The organism is Paenibacillus peoriae KCTC 3763, assembly GCF_000236805.1.
GTDB lineage: Bacteria > Bacillota > Bacilli > Paenibacillales > Paenibacillaceae > Paenibacillus > Paenibacillus peoriae.
In genome coordinates, this window is the sequence record NZ_AGFX01000012.1 from 213,143 (window position 1) to 234,128 (window position 20,986).

Here is a 20,986-nt window from a genome sequence, read left to right on the forward strand (position 1 = left end):
CATCAAATGATTATCCTTGTTCGACAGCAGGTGTATTACGACGTGAACCCCGCTGGAACTGCAACGCGTAAAGTCCCATCGTCACCAGCGCAATCAGTGCAAGAACCGTAAATATATTGCTAAAATTAAATACCTGCACATTGGAAACGACAGGATTCAAATGAAAAGTAGATGAGCTATCGAGCGTTTTGCCCAAAATGCTGGTGGTCATCGCCCCGGAAATAAAGTTCAGCAGAGACAGCAGTCCCATACCAACCCCTACCTGCTCCCTCGTCAAGGTACGGGAAATCGTGTTGGACATGGCGATTTGCATGAAGGTCTGACCTACATTTCCGAAAATCAGCAAAAATAAAATCAGGTAAGGCGACGCACCCACAAACGTGGACAAGCTGATAAAGCAGATAAACATCAGCGTAACCGCCGTGTAGACGAGGAATGAGTTACCTTTGCTATCCGCCAAGCGCCCGCCGCTTTTACCCAACAAAGCCGACGCAATCGCGGCCGGAAACATAATCAGTCCAATCGCGGCAGGCGTAAGCTGATTGAGGCTGTTCAAAAACTGCGGTGCCAGGTACGGCAGCCCAAAGCTAATCCCTGCCCCCAAAAAGGCGATAAGCAGACCGTACGAATATTGCTTGTTACGGAACAGCTTCGGCTGGATGAATGGATCATTCGCAGTGTTGATGCGCCATATAAACAGTGCAAATAACACAACGCCGAGCCCCAAAAATATCATGTTCGCTTGCGAAATCGCAAGCAATAGGAAGGCTACTGTTCCGCCCAGCAATAATCCCCCAAGAAAATCGAACCTCTGATTCGCTCCACGCTGGTCATCCAGGTATTTGCGAAAGAATGGCAGGGCGATAAGTGGCAGCATGGAAATAATGAACAAAAAGCGCCAGCTCGCAAAGCCTGTAATCAAACCGGAAATAATCGGAGCCAGTGCAGTACCTAGTGCCAGGCCGATTGCCGTGACACCCAAGGCCTGTCCTCTTTTTTCAGCCGAGAAATAGCGGACAGGCACGATCATAGCCGTTGCCGGAATGACAGCAGCCCCGGCAGCCTGAAGTAAGCGAGCTACAATGAGCATCCAAAATTGATTGGCACACAGACCTATTAGCGAGCCTAAGGCAAAAAAAGTAATCCCAAACGTAAGCAAATCCTTGAGACGATATTTATCCGCCAGCTTGCCATAGGTCACCGAGCCAACCGCATATACGATCATATAGCCTGTCAACAGCCAGCTTACATCGGAAGCACTAATATGAAACTCCTTGCGAATTACAGGCATAACTACATTAAACATAAAGGCGTTCATCACTGAAAAAACAAGTGTGAAGGCCAGCACACGCATAAGCTTATCCGCATTCGGATAAGTTTGCTCTTTGGTCATATGGCTTCTTCCTCTCCTGTAAAATGCTCTCTATGCTGAAAGCCGGGCAATTTTCTCTATAGATCCACTCAAACGCCAGTATTCGCAGGACGATAGTCATGAAGTATTTTTTTTAACAAACCGCGCAGTGTCTCCGATTCACGGATAGATAGTGTTTCGCCTACCGAGCTTTTAATTTGCTCAATGGTGCGTTCCGCTGCCTTGTGAATTTTCAAGCCTTCCTCGGTCAAATATATTTGCTTCATTCGAGCATCCTCCGGGTGACTTCGGCGCACTACCCAGTTTTTCCCAACCATCCCGTTGACCAGGCTGGTAACACTTGATTTATCAATAAGCAATAGCTTTTCTAAATCGGTGTTGGTCACCCCAGGCGACATCGCCAGTACATAGAGCGTCTGCGATTGTGGGGAGGTCAGACCCAAAGGGCGCAGTGCCGTTTCAATCTCGCGCCGGACCGTGGTAAAGATCCATTTAATTAAATACATCATGCTTTCTTCCTCCCAGGGAAGACAAACGGGATACACCTCACTTCCCATCTCATTCCTAACCTCCACACCCACCAAATTTGAATAGTTTGAATTCCAACTAATTTTAAACAGTTATCTGCCTCGTGTCAATACTTTTCGTAAGGTACTTTATTATTTAAATACACAACAAAAAGACGAGCCTGTAAGGGAGGCTCATCTTTTTGCTTACAAATAAAATATGTCGTTGCTTAAACAAAAAAATCATGAAGAATACTTGATGCAGCTTAATCCGCTGACTTCACTTGAACCAACGGGTATTCTTTGCCATCGACCGTAACTGTGCCAGCAGCGTCCAGCTCCAGCCGTTGCCAAATGGTCAGCAGCGTACGATAAGGATACTTTTCCAAATCATATTCCGTTGGCGCGTTAGCGTCTGTGCTTGCTCCATCGCCTGAACCCTGGTTAGCCGTTGTTGCTGTAGTTCCGGACGTTGTACTTCCTGTGGCTTGATTGGCAGTTGTGCCGTTGCCCACTCCAGAAGTTGTTGAGTCACTACCTGCGGATTCTCCAGCCGATGTCGTGCTTCCGGTAACAGTACTGCCGGTTTTCGCGTCACCCGACTGTCCTTTGCCGATTTTATCGATTGCTGCCTTGTCGTTTTGCTCAGCAAGCGTAAAATTTTCGTATGAATGCTCCTGTTGATCCGCGCCGACAAGAACGAGCTTTGCAGGCTTAAACGCCGCCTGTTCCGCCGATGTTTGAAACGCAAACAACAGCTTGACCATTTTCGTAGTCGACTTGGTGTTAGGTATATGGGTCACAATCGCCGTTGGCTCCGATTTTGCAGGTACTGTAGGCTCTGCTGCAGGCTGCTGCACAGGCTTCGGAGCCGCAGCAGGCGCAGGTGAATCACCAGATCCGATCACCCCGGCAGCTTTCAGGCCACCCAGCGTACCTGCAATGACAATCAGCACGATCCCCGAAATGATGCCGCCTTTGCGAAAGCGGCGCAGCGTTTTGACCAAAGAAGTATCCGTCTCGCGCTTCGCTGTCAGATAGAAATTTTTGAAGACCGGATTTGCAGGTTCAAAATATTGACGCCACAGTGCTTTTTTATGCAGCCCCTCGCGCCCTTCCTTTTGGAAAAACAAAAGCAGCGCACGTCGGTAGGCCGGTTCAAAACCACCCCGTGGGGTAGCAAATTCACCCTGCCCCTCGGACCAGCGGATAAAGCGGTACATCGTATCGTTATCCTTTGCCCATTTGCGGACGGAGCTAACCAGGCGGGCAAAATCCAATATGCCTTCGCCCGGACCGTCAGAGCGGTAGAATGCGGGCAGCAGGCGGGCAAAATGGCCTTCCGTTAGCTGCTGGGGCAGCCAGCCGTAAGCCCAGTCCTGTACCTTCTCTATTTCGCCCGACTCCAGACCGTCCAGCACCGACGGTTCCGGGTCCTCCGTGCTAAACCAATCATAAGCCGCGATCAAGCGCACTGCTTGTCCCTTGAGAGGAGCGGGCAATTTGCCAACCCACTGTACCAAGTCAGGCCGCGTGAAGAACGGAATTTGTACGAGCTGATCAGGTGATATTTCTTTTAGCTCTACTTCGGTAAGCAAATACCGATCCGATGCTTCCTGCAAACGCTCTGTCAATCCGGATTGCTCCAACGGGGAAAGCTTCCCATCCACTGAACTGCCATCCCATTGACGCAAGCGTTGATGAATGGCAGCCACAGTCTCTACTGGCTTTCTTTCGGCACGTAGTCTGCCCATCAATGCAGATTCAGCCAAAAGCTGAAAATCGGCATTCGCTGATACCTCGATATATCGGCTGCCCCATTCATGCACGACTGCCAGCAGGCCCTTTACATCCGTTGTTCTTTTCATCTGACTGTCCATGTAGGGAATGAACAGCATTTTGGTAAGCGCCGGATTACCCAGCACCTTTGTAAAATACGCCTTGCCTAATGACGGATTCTCTTCAATTGTATGATAGATATACGTCACAGCTTCCGTATTTCTGGCGGTATAAGCGTTATTCAGCGAGCGGATTAAATATTCCACCAGTCGATTTTCGCTGGTGCGAGCATGAACCTTATAATAGTCCTTAAAGCAATCGACCAGCCCCACCTCTGGAATATATCCATCCTTCACCCGGTCAAATTCGTGATCAAAAAACGACAAAAACAGGTCATTCAGCTGCATTTTATGTGACAGCGCATCAGGTGACGATAAATAATCAGTCAGGCTTCGCAGCACAGCAACTCGTCGTTCGTTGTATAATGCGCGCTCTCCCTGCTCAATTCTGTACAGTGTAATAAGCTCATGATAGCTGGATAGCGTCAGATTACGCCCTGCCTCCATGCCTGTCAGCATTTGCTCGGCAAATTTGAAAAAATCGTCCGGCGTCCCGCCACCAAGCAGCGTACGGACAATCCAGTCAAAATAAGGCTGTCTCACCTGCTCTGCATCCACATTAAGGATCCGACTATTGGTCGACAGGTCAAATACAAAATCCTTGTCCACATTCCGGTCACCGGGTCGGATACTGAAAGGCTCCACAAACATCAAGTGAATCCCTTTTCTGCTGTTCGGTTCCTTGGCATATGTAAGAAATCCGATTTTGTTACGAAATGCATAAGGCAAAGCCGTGTATAACACACCGAGCAGCAGCTTGGCTGAAGATGCCACCTCTTCTGGAGGAACATTCAGCGCAACATATACTTTTTTGCGACCTGTGGCTGACATCATAACAGCGTATAGAAGCTGCTTAAACACTTCTTCACTGAGCTTCAATTGAGTCAGCACCGCTGATGGGTCAACAGACGGAAATACGCTTCCACCCGGCAGTCGCTCCAATTCCGGCAGCTCCGTTCCCTGCTCAATGTCATAGGCATCAACAAAGGAAGTGTTCAGCCACTGCTTGTAATCAGACGGAGATTCACCATGTCCGGCTGGAATCACATAGTTATGCGTGAAAAAAGCGCTTCGCAGCCCGGTAAAATCCGTTGCTTTATAGATACTCCGTCCCAGGACCACATCCCCGGACTCGGTCCGCACCAGATGTATGGCTTCAGGATAGACGCTCTCTTGCTTCTCGCCACGGGCTGTTAAGGCAGCAGGAGCATCATATACACATAAAGGATGCAGCACCTTTTTTATAAAAGAAGCATCCAGCCCTTTAGAATTAGCCACCGTATCGAAGCCTTCCGTGGAACGGAAAATTCCACGCCGTTCCCGTGTGTACATCTGCTGCTGTATCAAATGAGAGGTCGATTGACTCACTGTGATTCTCTCCCCTCAATGTACTGCAACTTATAGAGCAGCCAGATGAATGGCTCATCCACCCGGATCGGACTAACCAGCCCTTGCAGCTTTTGCTCGACCGGATTGCTCCCCAGAGCGGAAACCGCAAAATAAGCCGTATCTGTAAAATATACATCCATCGTGCCCTTGAACGGCTTATCCACCTTCTCGATAAAGCGCCGGACTTCGCCATCAATGTTCGCGAACTCATCCAAATCCATATATTTGCGGTGCTCCATCGGATTAAAAATGTTGCTGTTCGTCTTGATGTATGTGCCTTCCTCATCTGCAAGTACAGTCAGCATGTCACTTTTGGTCAGGACGACTGCGGTCGGAATGTCCGTTTTTCCCTTATCCTGATATGCGATAAAATCACCGAACATCGTCAGAACGACATCACGCGGTTCATCATATTGCGAAACCCATTCGCCCGGCTTGTCGCCAAGGTTGATCTTAATACGCTCCCGAATCGAGCGAATTTGCAGCGGATCGACCATAAACAGAATACCTTCTGAATTTTTAATATGCTGTCCATGCAGCCCCAGATAGTCCTGATCGACCATCCCCTCGCCGGCAACATCAAAAAATACGAGCGTCAGCGGTGGCTTTTCCTCATCCTTAAATACAAACTGGAAGATAAAAGGCTCCTGCATCTTTTCTTTTTGTGTGGATGTAAGCAGGTCGCCTCGCTCAAACAGCGGTTCCTCATACATGCTGCGGAACTTGCGGCTGATCTCTGCATTGAGCGGCATGCAAGCCGCATCAAAATGATCAGCCGTTACATGCTGCAACGTGTGAATCAGGGAAGTCATATAAACCGATTTTCCTGCCTGCGAAGCCCCGATAATCGAAATGATATTGCTCGGCACCTTACCGGCAGTCACCGGCAGTTCGTTGTGGCAGTTCGGACACAATCGGTGACGCGTCAGCTCACCATAACGATCCGTGAGACCTGTCAGTACATGATCCGAATACAATCTGTGCTCCTCCGGAACATCGTGGGGATGAAGAATCGCCTCCATATCATGCACGCTATCCAAACCAAAGCGTTCCCGATATTTGTTCAACAGCTCATCTTCACCCAAAGCGTAATCCTCGTCATCTTCGCGGTGATGGGAAGCACGGAATACCACTTCCTCCGGGGAAAATTTACTAAAGCAATACGGGCACACAATATCATAAAATAATGGCCTTGGCGCTGCCTGCGGCTTTCTTCTGAATAAATTGCTAAGAAAACTCATTGGTTGCGGCCTCCTTTCATTCAGGAACTAATTCATATATCGTGCCATATTTCTGACCATCCGTAAAAAATAACCGCACATATTCATCTCCGCCTACTTCAATCGTGGGCAACACATTCCGTCCCGCGGCAAAAGGTGCCGTGAACGGGTACAAGGTTCCATCCTCACGGTCGGCCGGGTAACCTCCACGTTTCTTCACGTAGCAAAGTGCCTCCTGCGGAACAGGAACCTCAGCTGTCACCTGAATCTGAACTGTTTTGCGGCTGCGAAACCAGCCTTTTTTATGTTGAACCGCATATCTGATTTTAGCTCTCCCCGTACTCAGCTCCAGTTGGTTGGCCCCGTCTGGTTGACAAATCACAAAAGTGTCGCCATCCTCACGCACAGCCGGATACACGGTATAACGCACGCGTCCAAACCCTTCAACCCGGTCACGATAGCTGCCTGCAGCCTTATATTCCTCACGCGTAAATAGTTTCAGGCTTGAAAAAGGCGGTAAACCTCTATCCTCATTCTGCCCTCCTACACTCGGATCAGATGATTCCTTCGCAATATATACCACGGCCGCGCCTTCAGGCCACTGCCAACGAAGCACAACCCGGTTGTCGTCAAGTTTGTAGCTCAGCTCCGAAATGGCAGGATCACCGGGCTGTGCATCCCTATACTGCATAAATTTCAGCCCCCGTTCTAAAATCCACTGCTGCGTCGATTGCGCTGCGGACCTTCCGGTGCTCCCCTTCGCCGGCCTGACGGCCCACTTGGGCTTCCTCCACCGGAAGATCGGCGCGTATGTTCTGCAATCGGAAGAACAAGCGAAAAGACAGCGATAAGAGCGGCCAGTACGAGCGCTGCCACCAAACGAATCATCAGATCACCGATCGACGAGCCCGACAGCCCCTTTTCCAAAATGAAACCGGCAAGCAATCCGGCAGGAATTCCGCCAATCGCAAAATTTCGTGCCAGAAAGCGATTATCGAACATCAGTCCAAGAGCCAATCCCAGCAGTGCTCCGATAATGACCAGAGCCGTTACGCGATAAATGGCAAAATACAGACTGTCCGCATATTCACCTGTCCGCTCCGTTACCAGTGTACGATCACCAATTTTATCATAAATTTTACCAAACGCCTGAGCAAGACCCTGGGCGTTGGCTACATTCGAATAAGTTCCACCTGTCAGACCAGCAATATTTTGCAATAAAGCTATCCCTTTCGATTCAGCCAGTTTCAGGCCGATGGTATTAATCGGAATCTGACGTGTTATAAAAGGAGCCAATGCTGTCTGGGTATCCAGCTCGCTAAAGCCGTCAGACAGCATAATAACGAGCGAACCTTTATTGGCGTTGCCCTGGTTTTCAATCTCCTTGATCGTCTCGTCCAATGCAAGTCTAATTTCTGTGCTGGCAGACTTTATGGTATGCATACTATCAATTTTGGCATAAACCGCCTGCTTCTCTGCCTCCGTCCCAATTGGAGTAAACGGCTGAACCAATTGTGCAGTGGATTCAAAGGAGACAATGGCCACCCGTTTGTCTCCATCCATTTGTCCAATCAGACTCTTGGCAGCCGACAGCCGTTCATTACCAGGATCTGTATCCTGCATGCTCCCGGAATTATCAATCACAAGCACAAGGTCCTGGACACTTTTGCGACCTTCCGGGTTTACCTGATAGCCCAGCTCCAGCAGTAGGCCTGCCACAAACAGCATCACCAGTGTAGCAGGCACCAGCAGCTTCCAGGACAGTCCTGAGTAGCGTTGTCGCCACGAATGGCCGTTTAATCGTGGTGCAATCAATTCGCCGATAAGGCATCCCAGGCCAATGCATAGCGCCAAGATACCAAAATACAGCCCAATCACAACAATATGCGGCCAGTGTCCTATCCATTGGTGAAGAATAATCTCTCCTACAATGAAGCCCACTACAGCGCCCAGCAAGCCGAACAGCAGCAGGAGAACATTAAATTTACGCTGCTTCATAAGAATCGTTGCTTCCTTCCATCATTAAAGTAGGATTAACAAGTGGCTACCGCAATTCCGGCAACCGATCCGCGGCGATTCCGTGAAACACAAAACCGTTCGCGATATATGTCTCATAATACGTCTTGCCGTTGCGATACACCATCAGATCCTCCAGATGGAAGCCGCCCATCAAATGCAGCTTTTCCACCCCGCTGCTGCGACGTTCATGTACAAACCCCAGCTTGTAAATACGCGAGGTAATGTCCACATCCATCGCATAAGGAAGAAATTCGCCTTCATAGTCACCAAAGAAATACTTTTCTTCATACCGATGCTCATGGGTATAGTCCAGCAAGCGCACGTTAATTCCGCCATGCTCCTCTAATGTTTGGTACAGCTTTTTAAACAGCTCATCCTTTGGAACGACCAGCCGATTTTCATATGCAGCGGCTACATTGGCACGCCGTAGCAACTCCTCTTCGAATGTCTGATTAAACGGCTGTGAGCTAAGGATCATGGCATGGCAGGTCTGTGTAAGTCGATCCACTAGTAGGGACAGACCTCCGTCCAGCAATCCTGACACTGGCCCCATATGACGGGTATCAAAGAATACAGATTTCCCGCGTTTGGTTTCCAACTCGTGCATGACATCCTCTGTTACACGCTCGTAATACTCGAACAGGTTTTGCCCCGTGTAGCTGTCAGCCTGGCGAATACTATCCGCTGCGGCTTGATGCAGTTCACGCTCCAGGCTGGCAAGCTGTTCACTAATATGCTTCGCCTGTGCATGCCATTGTTCAAGCGCCAGCTCATAGCACCGCAATAGCTCCAAATCCGCTTGAATCCGCAGCATGTGCAGCTTATGACCGTAGACTGTCTCCGTCAGGTAACGGATCAGGCTGCGCACATTATGCTTATCCATAAGCGGCAGCCGCTGGAAAGGCTGATCTTCCACCCGCCCGCTATAGAGGGTGTCCAGTTCGGCAGCACTAACCTGCAAATCATTGGACGTATCACGAATCATTCCCCGAATAGCCGTAAGCACATTTCCCGGTTTATTTTCATCCGTCCAGTCTGCCAGCTCGAATACGCCGATTTCGGGATGCTCCTTGGCAGCTGTGTTCACAGCCGTCTGCAAACGTAATTCCGCCTGAAAACCGCCCAGACGTTTGTGTACGATCCGTTCACAGTTATCGCGGAAAAAGGTTTCGCAGCCTTGACCAAACAAGGCTTCCTCTGCCTCACGTAATGACATTCGTTTCAACGAGCCATAACTGGCTCCACTTGTCATCAGCGCGCCCATGTCTGTAATCGCATCATTCCCAGGCACAAGATCATTTCGTGTACGCCCGCGCTCGGCAGCATCCAAGCCAAAATAAGTCAGCTTATCGCGTACGTCCCATTCCCTGTCCGTTCTCATACGTGTCAGCAGCTTCACATAAAAGTGATACAGTACCGTAAGTGCGATCGACTGGTTAGGGCGCTTGACCCGGGAAAATCCGGCCGACACATAGCCCTGCCGCCCGGATTCCGTCATAATATTGTTCTTAAACGATGTATTGTTGTAGCCCCCATCCTGTGACCGATAGGAATCTCCTGCCTGATAACGGTTTTTGAGGAGCTGAATGTGACAAATAATGTCGCAGCTCTCGCGCAGACTATTGGGCACCGTTATGCCACGCTCGTTCTTGTCGGACAGCACATAAACAAGATCGAACAACGGCGATGGAGCATGGAATACCGGGATGGTTAATTTGTCCTCGGTCATATGGAGTGGCGCGGTAAACGTATACTCCGGGCTCTGGATATAGTCCAGCTCCCGCATAAAAGCAACAGACGTTGCACTACGGTAGCCGAATTGGGCAGCCTGATCGCCTTCACTCACCAGCACATACAAATCCATCTGTACGGACTTGAAGGATTGCGCAAAAATATATTCCGCCAATAGCGTAATCTCGGGAACCAATACATTCATCGGATCATCGGCTGACGTCAAGATCGACAAATGGACACGCTCGAACGAGGAATACAGCCGACCGTAATCCGCTAAGTGCCCACTAGCACGGCGCAATGCGGTGTTAAGTTCAATCAACTGCGATTCATGTGTATAAAAAGCCTGATGCAAATCACGGCGTATCGTTTGGTGACTGCTATCCTCCGGTACGGCTACCGTATGCAGGATAGCATCTACAGAACGGTCTACAGCCGTCTGCTCATCCTGTGAGCGAATCTGAATATATGTTACCCCTGTGCTGTTATCCCACTTGCTCCGGTTGATATCTGCAATGGTGTTTATCACCGATCCCATACCGTCACCGATAAAAAGAAACACGGACGGGAAATGGATGCTGCTGCGTCCATCCCCGCTTCCGATGAATTGGTCCTCTGCGGCTGCATAGTCAGCCGCGTAACGTAACAGCTGCTCTCTCATACTTTACTTCAACTTTCTGCGAATGTCGTTTAATTTAGCGGCCATTTGAGCATAAAACGCATAAAGCTCAGCTCCATTAGCCAGTTCCACCTTTTCATACTCCAATTGATTACGGGCTTCTGTAAAGGTCGCAGCAAGTTCATCCAGCTTCGTCAGCAATGGTGTAATATCCTCCGATGAAGTCAACACAGCATCACGGCGATCCGCTTTACGCATCAGGGCTGCAAGTTTCTTCTCTTCCAGACCACGGAAGTTTGTAAACACTTCAAACTCCACATAATTACGACTCTTCATAACGTTGGCAAACGGCTCCCAAGCCTCTTCCTCTTCGTCACGATCATAGACGTACAAAGCGCCTTTCTTCGTAATCGTGTCGGTATAGAGGACCTGGATGAATTGATCCAGCCATTTTTCCTCATCCTGATATTTGCCCAGCAAAGCCTCCAATTCCGTAGCCTTTGCTTCGATTTCAGTATATTTCGCCAGTTCTTCACGAACCACCTGCGTAAGCTCCGGTGAACGGATCAGGTTTTCCTTGGCCATGTCTTCATTGATGCTGCCAAAGATGTCTTTGCTTCCCGTCTGCTCCAGTCCTTCAGCCAGTAGACGTTTCAGCTCAGACCATGCTCTCTTCACCTCACCCAGATTGGGCTTGGATACCTGCAAGCGCATATCGTAGCCTGCCAACAGCGCATTCAGATCCAGCGCGCGTGAACGCAGCACGGTAAAGCGGCTGCTCGTATTCTGATCGACATCCTTCTCACGGATAACACCAAGTGACTTCGCATGGTCAAAGTCATTTCGGATACGGGCATTGTAAGCCTGCACACGCGGATTGACATAGGTTTCGCCCCATGATTTCTCAGGAATTGGCGAAGGCAGATTGGTCCAGTTATTCTGACCTGTCTGTACCAAATGGCGGCCAATACCTTCGCGGTCAAGAATCGTTTTTTCATAGCTTTCTTCATACACTTTGAGCGGCGTATATACAAACAGCGGGACGCCATTGCGCGTATTGAGCCAGAAAATACGGTTACGGACTTCACTCTCTTTAATCGTAAAGTGCGATTTGCCAATCGCATTATTTTGATAATTGCGAACACCCTTCAAGATGTTAGGTGACTGCACAGGGACCGATACAAATCCCCATGACGGGAAGTACAAATTACCAGAGCTGTTACTCAGATGGAAGACAGGTACAGCCTCCTCATCCAGCTTGCTCGCAATGTAGCGCTCCACGAATTTTTCAATCGCTTCATCTTGCCCGTATTTCATGACGAGGAAATCCTCCATGGAACGGGTAATGAGATCACCGAACTTATCAGTTAAGAAATTGGAGATGGAGCTGATAATGTCCATATCCTGATCCTTCACCCATTGATCTGAATTTTCCAGCAGCTCCTGGGCAAAATCACGAATCAGATCATCACCGTTACGCTTATCCAATAGCCTGGTCACGACTTCGGAAATATCCGGGACGCTTACCAGATTCCAATAGTAGGTTTTGTTACCTTTATGATCGGACTGCTCCTCGCCATTGATCAGCAAATCGCCATTCTTTTCAAAAATTGCACTCAGTGCGTTCAAAATTTCAGTAAATACATTATAAATGCGGTTGTTTTCCTTATTTAGCAGGTCATACAGGTCTTCATAAAATTCAATAAGCTGCTCTGTACGCTCCACATCGGCTCGAAGCCAATATTCGTTGATTTTTGCATCAATATACGCATTTTTCTTTTTATCCTTGGACACAAACGCGCTCTTGGCATCGCCCAGCTTCTCATTCGCCTGCTCCCGCGCCCATTCAATATCCGTAGGAATACGGTGCAGGGTTTCACGCAACGTCTCGATATAAGACAGCAGCATTTTCAGCAAGCTGAATCCTTTTTCCGTATAAATCATACGAGATACATAGAACGGTCCTTGCTCGGGATGCAGGAACATCCGGCGAATCTGATCCGTAAACTGCCCGGTAATCTCGCCTGGAAGCTGTTTCTTTGCTTTGATATATTCTTCACGGGCACGTGTCAGGAACGTCTGCTCCAGCTCAGTGTCCATATTGACAACCTGCATTTTCACAACATTGCTATAGCTTAGTCGTTCACTATTTTCAAATCCCGGCAGTGGCTCTGGTACACGTGATTCAAAGTTTTTGATCATGCTGTCCAGATCAACGCCGAGCTTGCGGGCAAACTTCTCTACATCCTCCTGATTCGGCGCTTGCTCGAACATTTTGGACATTTTACCAAACATCCGGTAGGCCAGATACGTGGTCATTTCCTCCATTGGCAGCACTGCTGAGGAAGCCCCGATAATATTGTAATCGTAGTTTGCAGGATAAGTTTTATTCATTTGAGCAATGTTCGTACGAATGTTGCTGATATAGTCATGGATGGCGAACTCTTCGCCCGACTGTTTTTCCTCACTCGCCATAAAGTTGGTGATGTTCTCGGCGGTGACATTCATGCAATAATCATAAGCATTTTCCAGCAGCTTGCCTTCCGTATTCGTGGCCGAAATAAGGTGACACAGATTAAACGGCGGCAGCGGCGAGTTGACGGTCAAAATGTTACCGTACTGCTGCTTAAAGCGTTCGGCGCGGCTGTCCACATTCATCCAGTAGTCCAGTTCTTTCAGCGCGGCATAGCCGTTCTTTTTAATATATTCACGCGTATGCTCACTCAGGCTTTTGTTGGCCAGATTAATATCCGGAGTAAACAGATAACCTAATGTGTTCACACGGTCTACACCTGCAGACCCGTAGTCACGTTCAATAATTCCCCGGACGATATATGAAATATCGAGGAAGGTGCCGCTTCCTGTACCGCCAGACAAACCGGACAGCAGGAACACCATCAGCTTCTTGTTGGTGCCTTCCGACAGGGTTTTGATTTTTTTGTCAATGCTTTGTACGACCTGATTGATTTTGGTGAACAACAGCAGGCGTCCAGCCTGGCGTACCCCTGCGGCTCCGTTCATTCCATCCGTAATGCTCAGTTCGGGAGACAGCCAGTCAGTAATGTACGGCTCCAGAATGCTGCGATTTTGCAACAATCCGCCGATTTCAGCATTGGACAGCAGTACAAACTCATTGATCGGGTCCAGACCAATGCCTTTGTATTTTTTGTTGCGATCCTGCTCATTCGTTTCAAAAGCGAGAAATTCCACATTGTCCGGCTTTTCGCTTTTTTTCTTGGAAATTGGATCTGCCGGCAGCTTGAATCTGCGGTTAATTTGATATTTCAAGCGAAGGAGGGCATCAATTCCCGTACCTCCAAGTCCGATAATTAATATAGGATTATCAATGGTATCTACTCTGATCTTGTCGCTTACGATTCCCCCACCAAGTGATACGTCTAATTGTTGAATATGCTCTCTAACTACGGGTTTCATAGTTTTGACCTCCTAGGGTTCGTTTAGCTGTTCACTGAAATGAATTCCAGTAAAATGGTTTTGTCCACACTAGCCAGCGGGATCGTCAGACGATCACCGTTTTTCAGTTCAAGACCGCTGCCTGTGTCTACAGCGCGCCCGGATTTTTCAATCGTAATCTCCGGGGTGCTGCGCACCATGATACGATCCTGATTGGCTGGCGTGAACACCACCTTGTCGGTTCCGGAAAATTCCGGTGCCAGTTGCAGCAACTGGTGCAGATTGAATTTGCCCCGGAAGGTGTTCAGCTTCTTGTATTGCGGATACGTTTTTTCACCGGTATTTTCATCCCGAATTTCCAGTACAATTTGGCCGACAAAGCCACGATTGGCTTTTTTGACAGCCTTCCAGATGAAAAATGCGGCAATCAGCAGCACAAGCAGTCCAAGGCCTGCAAGAATGAGTGGCAGCAACTTGGACTTTTCGGCAGGTGCTGCCGCTTGAGTTGTGCCTGTATTCGTGCCACTGCCCGCCCCTGCTTTAGCACTGATGGTTATGGGCTGGGTTTCACGGTAAAAACTTTTCTCCTCTGCTCTGACGGTCAGTTCATAATCGTGCTCATCCGGAATCGTGTAGGAGCCGGTAAAAGCATCCCCTGCATTAGTTAGCGGCACCTCATTCATTGTACCGGAATCCAGGTCCTTGACCTTCAGAACAGCATTCATATTCGCATACAATTCCTGATCCTGAAGCTGCTGGTTATTGCTCGTCAGATAAGAACGAATTTGCACCGTGTCACCTTTTTTGTACGATTTGGCAGGCGGTGCGTCCAGCTTCAACTCCAAATCATAGTTAAATACCAGATTAATATCAATCTGATCCTGCCGGACTCCCTTGACCTGAAGCTTCCAGTCGCCAGCTACAGGCTTGAGCAGCTTAATCAGCGAGTAGCTTTTCGACTTGGACAACAGTACATCACTTGAAGGAATCGGCTTGGTGTTGCCCGCCGGGTCAATCAGCCTTGCATCCACCGGTTTCGAGGACATAATCGAAATGTTAGCCTCCAGCACACTATCATTCGGTACGGTTACCGTAACGTCCTGATAGTTGCCGTTCGCCGTAATGGACTGCAAGGGCACAACCTTCAATTTCAAATTGCTGGCGAAAATTTCACTCAAAATGTTCGGCAGGTCATCTGCCGAGCTTGTAATAAAGGACTTGCCGCCCGTTTGCTGCGCAATGTCGGCAAGCTTGCTTTTATTCAGCTTTCCGTCTGCATTCAAACCGATAGTATAGATCGGAACACCGCTATTTTTAGCTTCGGCTACAGCCTTCGCCATATCCTGTTCGGACTGGCTTTCGGTTCTGCCTGTCGTTTTATTAAAATCGTTGTTGCCATCGGCCAGCATAACGATCATAGGCGCATGTCCGGCTGTTTTGCCATCCTGCAAAATGCGGATTGCTTCCTTGACGCCTACGGAGGTGTCAGTATACGCCCCCCGGTTCAGCCCGTCAATAAATGCCTTCAATTCCTGCTTATCTGCTTCAGACGTGATGTTAAGCAAGGCTTTTTCGCGCTGTACAACATCCGTATACGCTACGATCCCAACCTTGTCATTTTGCGTTGACAGCATATCAATAAACATTTTCATGGCTTCATTGCCAATTTTCCCAGGATCACTGGTGTTCATGGAATTACTTACATCGACAACCAGCACCGCATCTACCTTGGAGGCAGAGGGTGAAGCGGCATTCGCCGTCTGTGGCTGCCATGCCGAAATCGAAGTCATGATCATTGCACATATGATTCCGATGACCAAAAACCATTTTCTGTCTCTACTAAACATCGCATGTACCCCTTTGCCGGTTTAATTCTCATTCAGGAAACTTCTCACTCTAAATTACAGTTGTACTCCCCTACTATTAAATTATAATGAGTTTTACATGAGCGCCAGCTGAAAATACTGCCTGAATGGTCATAATGTCGCCAAGAAGCTTGTTATACCGCGAGATTTTACCAATATCCTGCAGTAATGATATAATTATACCCCAACCAGGACAATCGGGCACCAGCCTTCTCCTTTATACGACAAAAATGACAACAGCGAAACCTGCCATGTAAAATATCGAAGTCAAAATCCAAGTAGAAAGAGGAAGTACACTATGATCTCATACGGATGTCTGGCGATTTTGTTTCTTTTTGTCGCCGTTAAATTAATCATTTACTATATACATAAAAAACGCGCTCCATCGATTACACAAATCGACACCGAGCTGCTGGCACTGCTGAACCGGAGAAGTGAGCGCAATGAATAGTTCCAAACAGGCTGTACAATTCCGTCCATTCACCCGCACGGAGCATGCCTTCCAAAAGCTGAGAATCTGCAGGCGTTGCGGACAATTCACCGCCCTCTGGGAAGAAAAATGTACATCCTGCGATCGGGATACGCTGATTCCTGTAGAGCAATACGCCAAGCTTAGTGCCAGACGTTATTTTCGCAAAGACCTCGCCGTTGGCATCATGCTGTTGGCCGCTGCTGTCTTTTTTGGTCATTCAACGCAGCAAATGCTTCTGGGCGGTATTGTCGGTGCACTCCTCCTGCTGCCCTTGGTGCTTCTGCAGCAGCGTATTTACCCTCATGAAAAGCGCAGACAGCTTATACGCCTGTTCAGAGGACGCATAACTCAAATCCATGAGGGACTAAACGTTAATCATAAAAACGCGGTTGCCCTGCGACAGATGAGTGAGCGTGTCTCCTATGAGATGCTGCGCGAGATTGCTGTGCTCATTCACAACGACCGGATCAGGCTCCAGCAGGTCGCCCTGCTGCAATCCTTTGTTCTGCGCAAAGATATGGAGTTGACACTCGATCCTCTCCTGATCAAAAGCTTTGAACCGCTTATGGTCAGATATATCGGAGAAATTACCAGATTAAATCGTGAGCTGATCAAGGATCGAACCTTCCGATATGTCACCTTTTATGAGCGTCGCATTCTGGAAATGGCAGGAGGCGAGGATATTCTCGTCCGCGTAGCCAATGCGGCTGTCCGCAAAAAGCGTTACGTGGTCACCCATGCCGCATTTATTTCCAGATATGTACGCAAGCTGCCAAAGGAAAGAGTCCAACGATTATATCATATCATTCAGGAAAATCCGTTAGAACCCTTCGGAGACTTGGCCGATGAGGTGAAGATCATGTACCTGATGGAGCAGTATAAAAGCTAACCTGTTGCAACGCCCTTTTATATATGACGTCATATCGATTACAAATCACTGCAATAAATCAGAAAAAAACCGTCAGGATCGCCAACGTGCCTCCAGACGGTTTTTTGATTTTTATAGGGTATATGTGTTCATTAGCTAGTCTTCTTTATTGGCCTTGCAGTTTTTTGTACGCATGTTTATTGGAAGAAAAATTAAAAGCACGCACACCCTTGCTGTCATATACAATAATCTCCTTATTCAAATACGGGTGCAAACCGTTAAAATAGCCGGGCATGATCAGCTTGCGCATAAACAGGTTTTTGCCTAGCATCCGTGGTGAATTGGTCGCTACGACAAGCATTTGTCGGTATGCAGACCAAGGACTAGGCTGAATATATAACAGACAATATTCCCCTGCTGTAAAATCACCGTCCAGCGTATACCCTTCCTCCGTACATACGAATTGCAAATTTTCCTGGTGTCGTTGAAGCAGCTCATGTCTGGTCAAATCCGAAGAAATACAAATCACGTTACTGTTGGCCAGCTCTTCCTCCGAAATGTCATGAGCAGACACAACGGGATAATGGACACCGATGTAGGGATTCCAGGTCGCTGTCCGCGGGCTGGCCAAGGCGTTCGCTGTTCGTTTCATCGCCTGCTCTTCCTCCGGTGTAGCATAGCTGGATGGAAGGACAATATGAAGACGATCCATATAAACGTCAAGCACGCCCATACCGTGGCTCCGAGCATTTCTTCCTGCGCTTTTCATCCCACTTGCTTCCTGCTCGGTCTTTGTTTCTTTTGCAGAGCTTACATCGCTTCCTCTCCCCCGTTCAGCAATCAAACGGTATTCGGGCGAGGGGCGCTTCTGTGACTCCATTTTTACAAACCGAAAGCAGCTGTATTCCAGCAGATCCAGCACGAAAATACGAGCTCCGATACGTACCTGGACCAGTTCCAAAGCCATGACTTCATGAGAAAGATGAATGATAAATTCATCAGCGTGAACGGCTGTAATGTCCAATTCACCTGTTGTGCTTATTTCACCGTGCAGCTCAGCATATTCCCCGTGTTCATCCATTTTCGCCAGCTCCAGCCAATAAGCACGATTATGTCTGCCCCGTTCTGTCCGGTAGGCTATGCGCTGAGGTGCGACATCTCTTTTCCATTGCATAAGCCAGCCCAGCACGCCGTCCAGAAGCCTCAGCTCATGTGTGTCCCAGTGATTGGAGCAATGCTCCACTACACCTTTGAAATGGCTGGATGCAAGCTCGGTTGCTGGAGCCGTATAGGCCTTGTCAAACAGATAATCCTGCTCGCCAACAATGTTCAATATGGGCAAATTTGACAGATTCATTAGCTGCTTTGGATGCGGTGCACCTGCAATCACAGCAATAGCCGCAAAACGCGAAGGATATGCCTGTGCCATCGCCCAGGCCGCATAAGCGCCGTTAGAATAACCCGTCAGATAGATTCGGTCTTCGTCCACCGGGTACGATTGCAGAATGACATCCAACGCCTCCAGAAAAGCGGCTTCGCCAATATAACTGCCCAACGTTACGCCACGACACGAAAAAGTAACAAATATCGCCTCTTCCTCCCAGTCCCGTCCGAAATCACGTTGCTGGAAATCCGGTAGACCCAGCTCATACCGTTTGCCTGGCATCAGGACAATCAAAGGGTACTGTCGTTCTGCCGAAAAGCTTCCTGAAAGCAGTCCTCTGGGAAGCTGTATGGTATAGCGCTGTAAGCTGTTATCCAAGCGGGAGACAAAAAAGCCTTCGCCAATCCCGTCAGGAGACACCAAGATGTTTTTCTCCTGAAGTGAGAATGAATGCTGAGACTGTTCGGCCAATCCATATGTGAAAATTTGTTTTAATAGCTTGATATATTCACGCACAACCCGGTAGTCCCAGATTTCAAAAGGGTCTTCCGGCAAAGCCGTTAACCTTTTTAGTTCCTCCAGTAGACCTTCTATCTGTATTTTTCGTGCAGCTTTGAGAGCATCTCTGACGTGAGCCTGCTTGTAGTGGTCATACTCTTCCTGCAAACCCTGCACAACGGCAGACAAAGGACGTACAAGTACCGAGTACACAAAATGGTGCTCTCCTGCCACATGATCGTGATATGTAACCGTAAAATGCAGCATCCCTGTGTTCCCGGTCATTTCCTCATCCCAGGCATACCTTTGCTCCTGCTCCCAGGTCGCTTGAAACCGATCCAGCTTCGTTCCCGCATCATTCGTTACCTCGACCCATACCGTTTGATCTGCAGGCAGATCTACGCGATCCTTACGTAGCAAATAAAACGAAATCGGACTTTTTTCCCCTTCCCTCTCCGCACTTTTCTCAACCTCTAGCCAAGCCATATGAAAACGTATATTACGCTCTACAAATTCACGCTGCAGCTCTGTCACATCTGGATGATCGCATATCTGATTTCCGCTAATACGAATAGAACGGGCTTCATCGGGAATAAACGATGCGATGATGATCACTGTGTGATCGCCTTCCTCCATATGCAAGCGAAAAGGACCGGATTCCGCATATACCAGTATGCCGTCTATCCAAATTTGTCCTGTCCCTTCAAATGGTCTGATCACGACTTCCTGTGCTGCCATACAACGAAGGTTGGAAACCAGCAAAAGCCTTTCTTGCTCGGCCAAAGGCGGGAAAACACCTAAATTCAGTTCCGCGTTCCGGGGGTCCAGCTCGGTTAATAATCGGCAAGCTGCCTTTCCCCCGGCTGAAAGCTCCAGTCCCTCTTCACATGCCTTCTCCAAATTCCAGTCCTCATGTGTGAAATAATTGGACCATTCCCTGCCCACACCGCAATTTTCCGGTAGCTTGAGCGGACCGATTGCGTAAGCAGACACCAAACGAACCGGATAATCCGACAGCACAGTTGTTGCTTTTTCCAGATGCGTGAACCTCATAACATTCCCCCTCCAGGTTTTGATTTCTTCGAAAGACGCAGCCGCGATATTCTTCTGGAAATTTCTCCGTTAACACTTAAAACAACTATATAAAACTATTCGTTATCCTCTCTGTTTACTCCTCTGTTTTTTCCAAAAAAAGAAGCTGTGTATAAACAAAAAACGAAGAAAGCAGAGCGCTTCACTTCGTTACTAAAATTTCTATATTTAGTTGAGCTTGCTACTTGTTTTCGCGAATTCTTGGCATTGCAGTGTCAACTGCATGCCTTTTGGGTCTACTCATAACCTTCTATGCTGATGTTTATATATGTGAATAGCTCGCTTGTATTTGCTTTTCCAACTTGATTCGTTCCAATTTCAGCTCCCAAATTTGTTCGCTCCACGAGTTTCGCTCCGCCGCGTTATTACTCTTCCGTAAAAGATCAAATAGCTCCATCAGCCTGTCGTTAATCAGGTCAAAATGCCGCCATAGCGCGTTAATTTTAGAATCCTTAGTCTCCTTGCCGTTCTCCTGCAAATGATGCTGCAAGGCTTCCTTGAGCTCTTGTTGCCACTTTATATCATGTAATTGTTTCGCATAATTAAGAAGATCCAAATAGTCATCTACCTGCAGGTAACTGTGTATTTTTGCCCGTTGCATACGCTATCTCTCCTTATGATACATCCTATTACCGAGTA

Annotated in this window: 13 protein-coding genes; 2 read left to right on the plus strand and 11 right to left on the minus strand. The window is 48.2% G+C overall.

The features are described from left to right. Positions 1-10: 10 nt before the first annotated feature. The 9 genes from KQI_RS0107420 to KQI_RS0107460 all read right to left on the minus strand — a co-directional run bounded on the left by KQI_RS0107420 (position 11) and on the right by KQI_RS0107460 (position 16,015). Positions 11-1,393, minus strand: coding sequence for an MFS transporter (locus KQI_RS0107420; protein ID WP_010346129.1), 1,383 nt, complete (start codon positions 1,391-1,393; stop codon positions 11-13). 68 nt (positions 1,394-1,461) lie between these two features. Then, positions 1,462-1,929, minus strand: a complete 468-nt coding sequence (locus KQI_RS0107425; RefSeq protein ID WP_010346130.1) for a MarR family winged helix-turn-helix transcriptional regulator — start codon at positions 1,927-1,929, stop codon at positions 1,462-1,464. 215 nt (positions 1,930-2,144) lie between these two features. Further along, on the minus strand, positions 2,145-5,144 hold the full coding sequence (locus KQI_RS0107430) for a GAP1-N2 domain-containing protein (protein WP_010346131.1): 3,000 nt from the start codon (positions 5,142-5,144) through the stop codon (positions 2,145-2,147). After that, complete coding sequence (locus KQI_RS0107435; protein WP_010346132.1) at positions 5,141-6,406, minus strand: TRAFAC clade GTPase domain-containing protein; 1,266 nt, start codon at positions 6,404-6,406, stop codon at positions 5,141-5,143. The genes KQI_RS0107430 and KQI_RS0107435 overlap by 4 nt, the downstream gene beginning before the upstream one ends. Before the next feature lie 16 nt (positions 6,407-6,422). Next, positions 6,423-7,076, minus strand: a complete 654-nt coding sequence (locus tag KQI_RS0107440) for a hypothetical protein (protein ID WP_010346133.1) — start codon at positions 7,074-7,076, stop codon at positions 6,423-6,425. Between the two features lie 17 nt (positions 7,077-7,093). Then, positions 7,094-8,383, minus strand: a complete 1,290-nt coding sequence (locus tag KQI_RS0107445; protein ID WP_010346134.1) for a vWA domain-containing protein — start codon at positions 8,381-8,383, stop codon at positions 7,094-7,096. 46 nt (positions 8,384-8,429) lie between these two features. Beyond that, entirely contained in the window at positions 8,430-10,796 is a 2,367-nt protein-coding gene (locus KQI_RS0107450) for a hypothetical protein (RefSeq protein WP_010346135.1), read from the minus strand. 3 nt (positions 10,797-10,799) lie between these two features. Beyond that, positions 10,800-14,189 (minus strand): tubulin-like doman-containing protein, encoded by a 3,390-nt coding sequence (locus KQI_RS0107455; RefSeq protein ID WP_010346136.1) that lies wholly within the window; start codon positions 14,187-14,189, stop codon positions 10,800-10,802. Positions 14,190-14,212: 23 nt separating this feature from the next. After that, on the minus strand, positions 14,213-16,015 hold the full coding sequence (locus KQI_RS0107460) for a vWA domain-containing protein (RefSeq protein ID WP_010346137.1): 1,803 nt from the start codon (positions 16,013-16,015) through the stop codon (positions 14,213-14,215). Between the two features lie 316 nt (positions 16,016-16,331). Between KQI_RS0107460 and KQI_RS28445 the strand changes: the two genes are divergently transcribed. Together KQI_RS28445 and KQI_RS0107475 are read left to right on the plus strand one after the other, a co-directional pair. After that, entirely contained in the window at positions 16,332-16,484 is a 153-nt protein-coding gene (locus KQI_RS28445; protein WP_010346138.1) for a hypothetical protein, read from the plus strand. Further along, complete coding sequence (locus tag KQI_RS0107475) at positions 16,477-17,394, plus strand: hypothetical protein (RefSeq protein ID WP_010346139.1); 918 nt, start codon at positions 16,477-16,479, stop codon at positions 17,392-17,394. Before KQI_RS28445 ends, KQI_RS0107475 begins: the two co-directional genes overlap by 8 nt. Before the next feature lie 145 nt (positions 17,395-17,539). On the opposite strand, the gene KQI_RS0107480 is transcribed toward KQI_RS0107475, so the two are convergent. Both KQI_RS0107480 and KQI_RS0107485 read right to left on the minus strand, forming a co-directional pair. Next, positions 17,540-20,308: a PHB depolymerase family esterase gene (locus KQI_RS0107480; protein WP_010346140.1), complete on the minus strand. Its 2,769-nt coding sequence runs from the start codon at positions 20,306-20,308 to the stop codon at positions 17,540-17,542. Between the two features lie 301 nt (positions 20,309-20,609). Next, on the minus strand, positions 20,610-20,948 hold the full coding sequence (locus tag KQI_RS0107485; protein WP_010346141.1) for a hypothetical protein: 339 nt from the start codon (positions 20,946-20,948) through the stop codon (positions 20,610-20,612). Positions 20,949-20,986: the final 38 nt, after the last annotated feature.

Bases quoted from the DNA above. Each gene is read 5' to 3' on its own strand.
- KQI_RS0107480 (WP_010346140.1), bottom strand. From the start codon at position 20,308: ATGAGGTTCACGCATCTGGAAAAAGCAACAACTGTGCTGTCGGATTAT.
- KQI_RS0107455 (WP_010346136.1), bottom strand. From the start codon at position 14,189: ATGAAACCCGTAGTTAGAGAGCATATTCAACAATTAGACGTATCACTT.
- KQI_RS0107450 (WP_010346135.1), bottom strand. From the start codon at position 10,796: ATGAGAGAGCAGCTGTTACGTTACGCGGCTGACTATGCAGCCGCAGAG.
- KQI_RS28445 (WP_010346138.1), top strand. From the start codon at position 16,332: ATGATCTCATACGGATGTCTGGCGATTTTGTTTCTTTTTGTCGCCGTT.
- KQI_RS0107485 (WP_010346141.1), bottom strand. From the start codon at position 20,948: ATGCAACGGGCAAAAATACACAGTTACCTGCAGGTAGATGACTATTTG.
- KQI_RS0107420 (WP_010346129.1), bottom strand. From the start codon at position 1,393: ATGACCAAAGAGCAAACTTATCCGAATGCGGATAAGCTTATGCGTGTG.
- KQI_RS0107460 (WP_010346137.1), bottom strand. From the start codon at position 16,015: ATGTTTAGTAGAGACAGAAAATGGTTTTTGGTCATCGGAATCATATGT.
- KQI_RS0107425 (WP_010346130.1), bottom strand. From the start codon at position 1,929: ATGGGAAGTGAGGTGTATCCCGTTTGTCTTCCCTGGGAGGAAGAAAGC.
- KQI_RS0107445 (WP_010346134.1), bottom strand. From the start codon at position 8,383: ATGAAGCAGCGTAAATTTAATGTTCTCCTGCTGCTGTTCGGCTTGCTG.
- KQI_RS0107475 (WP_010346139.1), top strand. From the start codon at position 16,477: ATGAATAGTTCCAAACAGGCTGTACAATTCCGTCCATTCACCCGCACG.
- KQI_RS0107435 (WP_010346132.1), bottom strand. From the start codon at position 6,406: ATGAGTTTTCTTAGCAATTTATTCAGAAGAAAGCCGCAGGCAGCGCCA.
- KQI_RS0107440 (WP_010346133.1), bottom strand. From the start codon at position 7,076: ATGCAGTATAGGGATGCACAGCCCGGTGATCCTGCCATTTCGGAGCTG.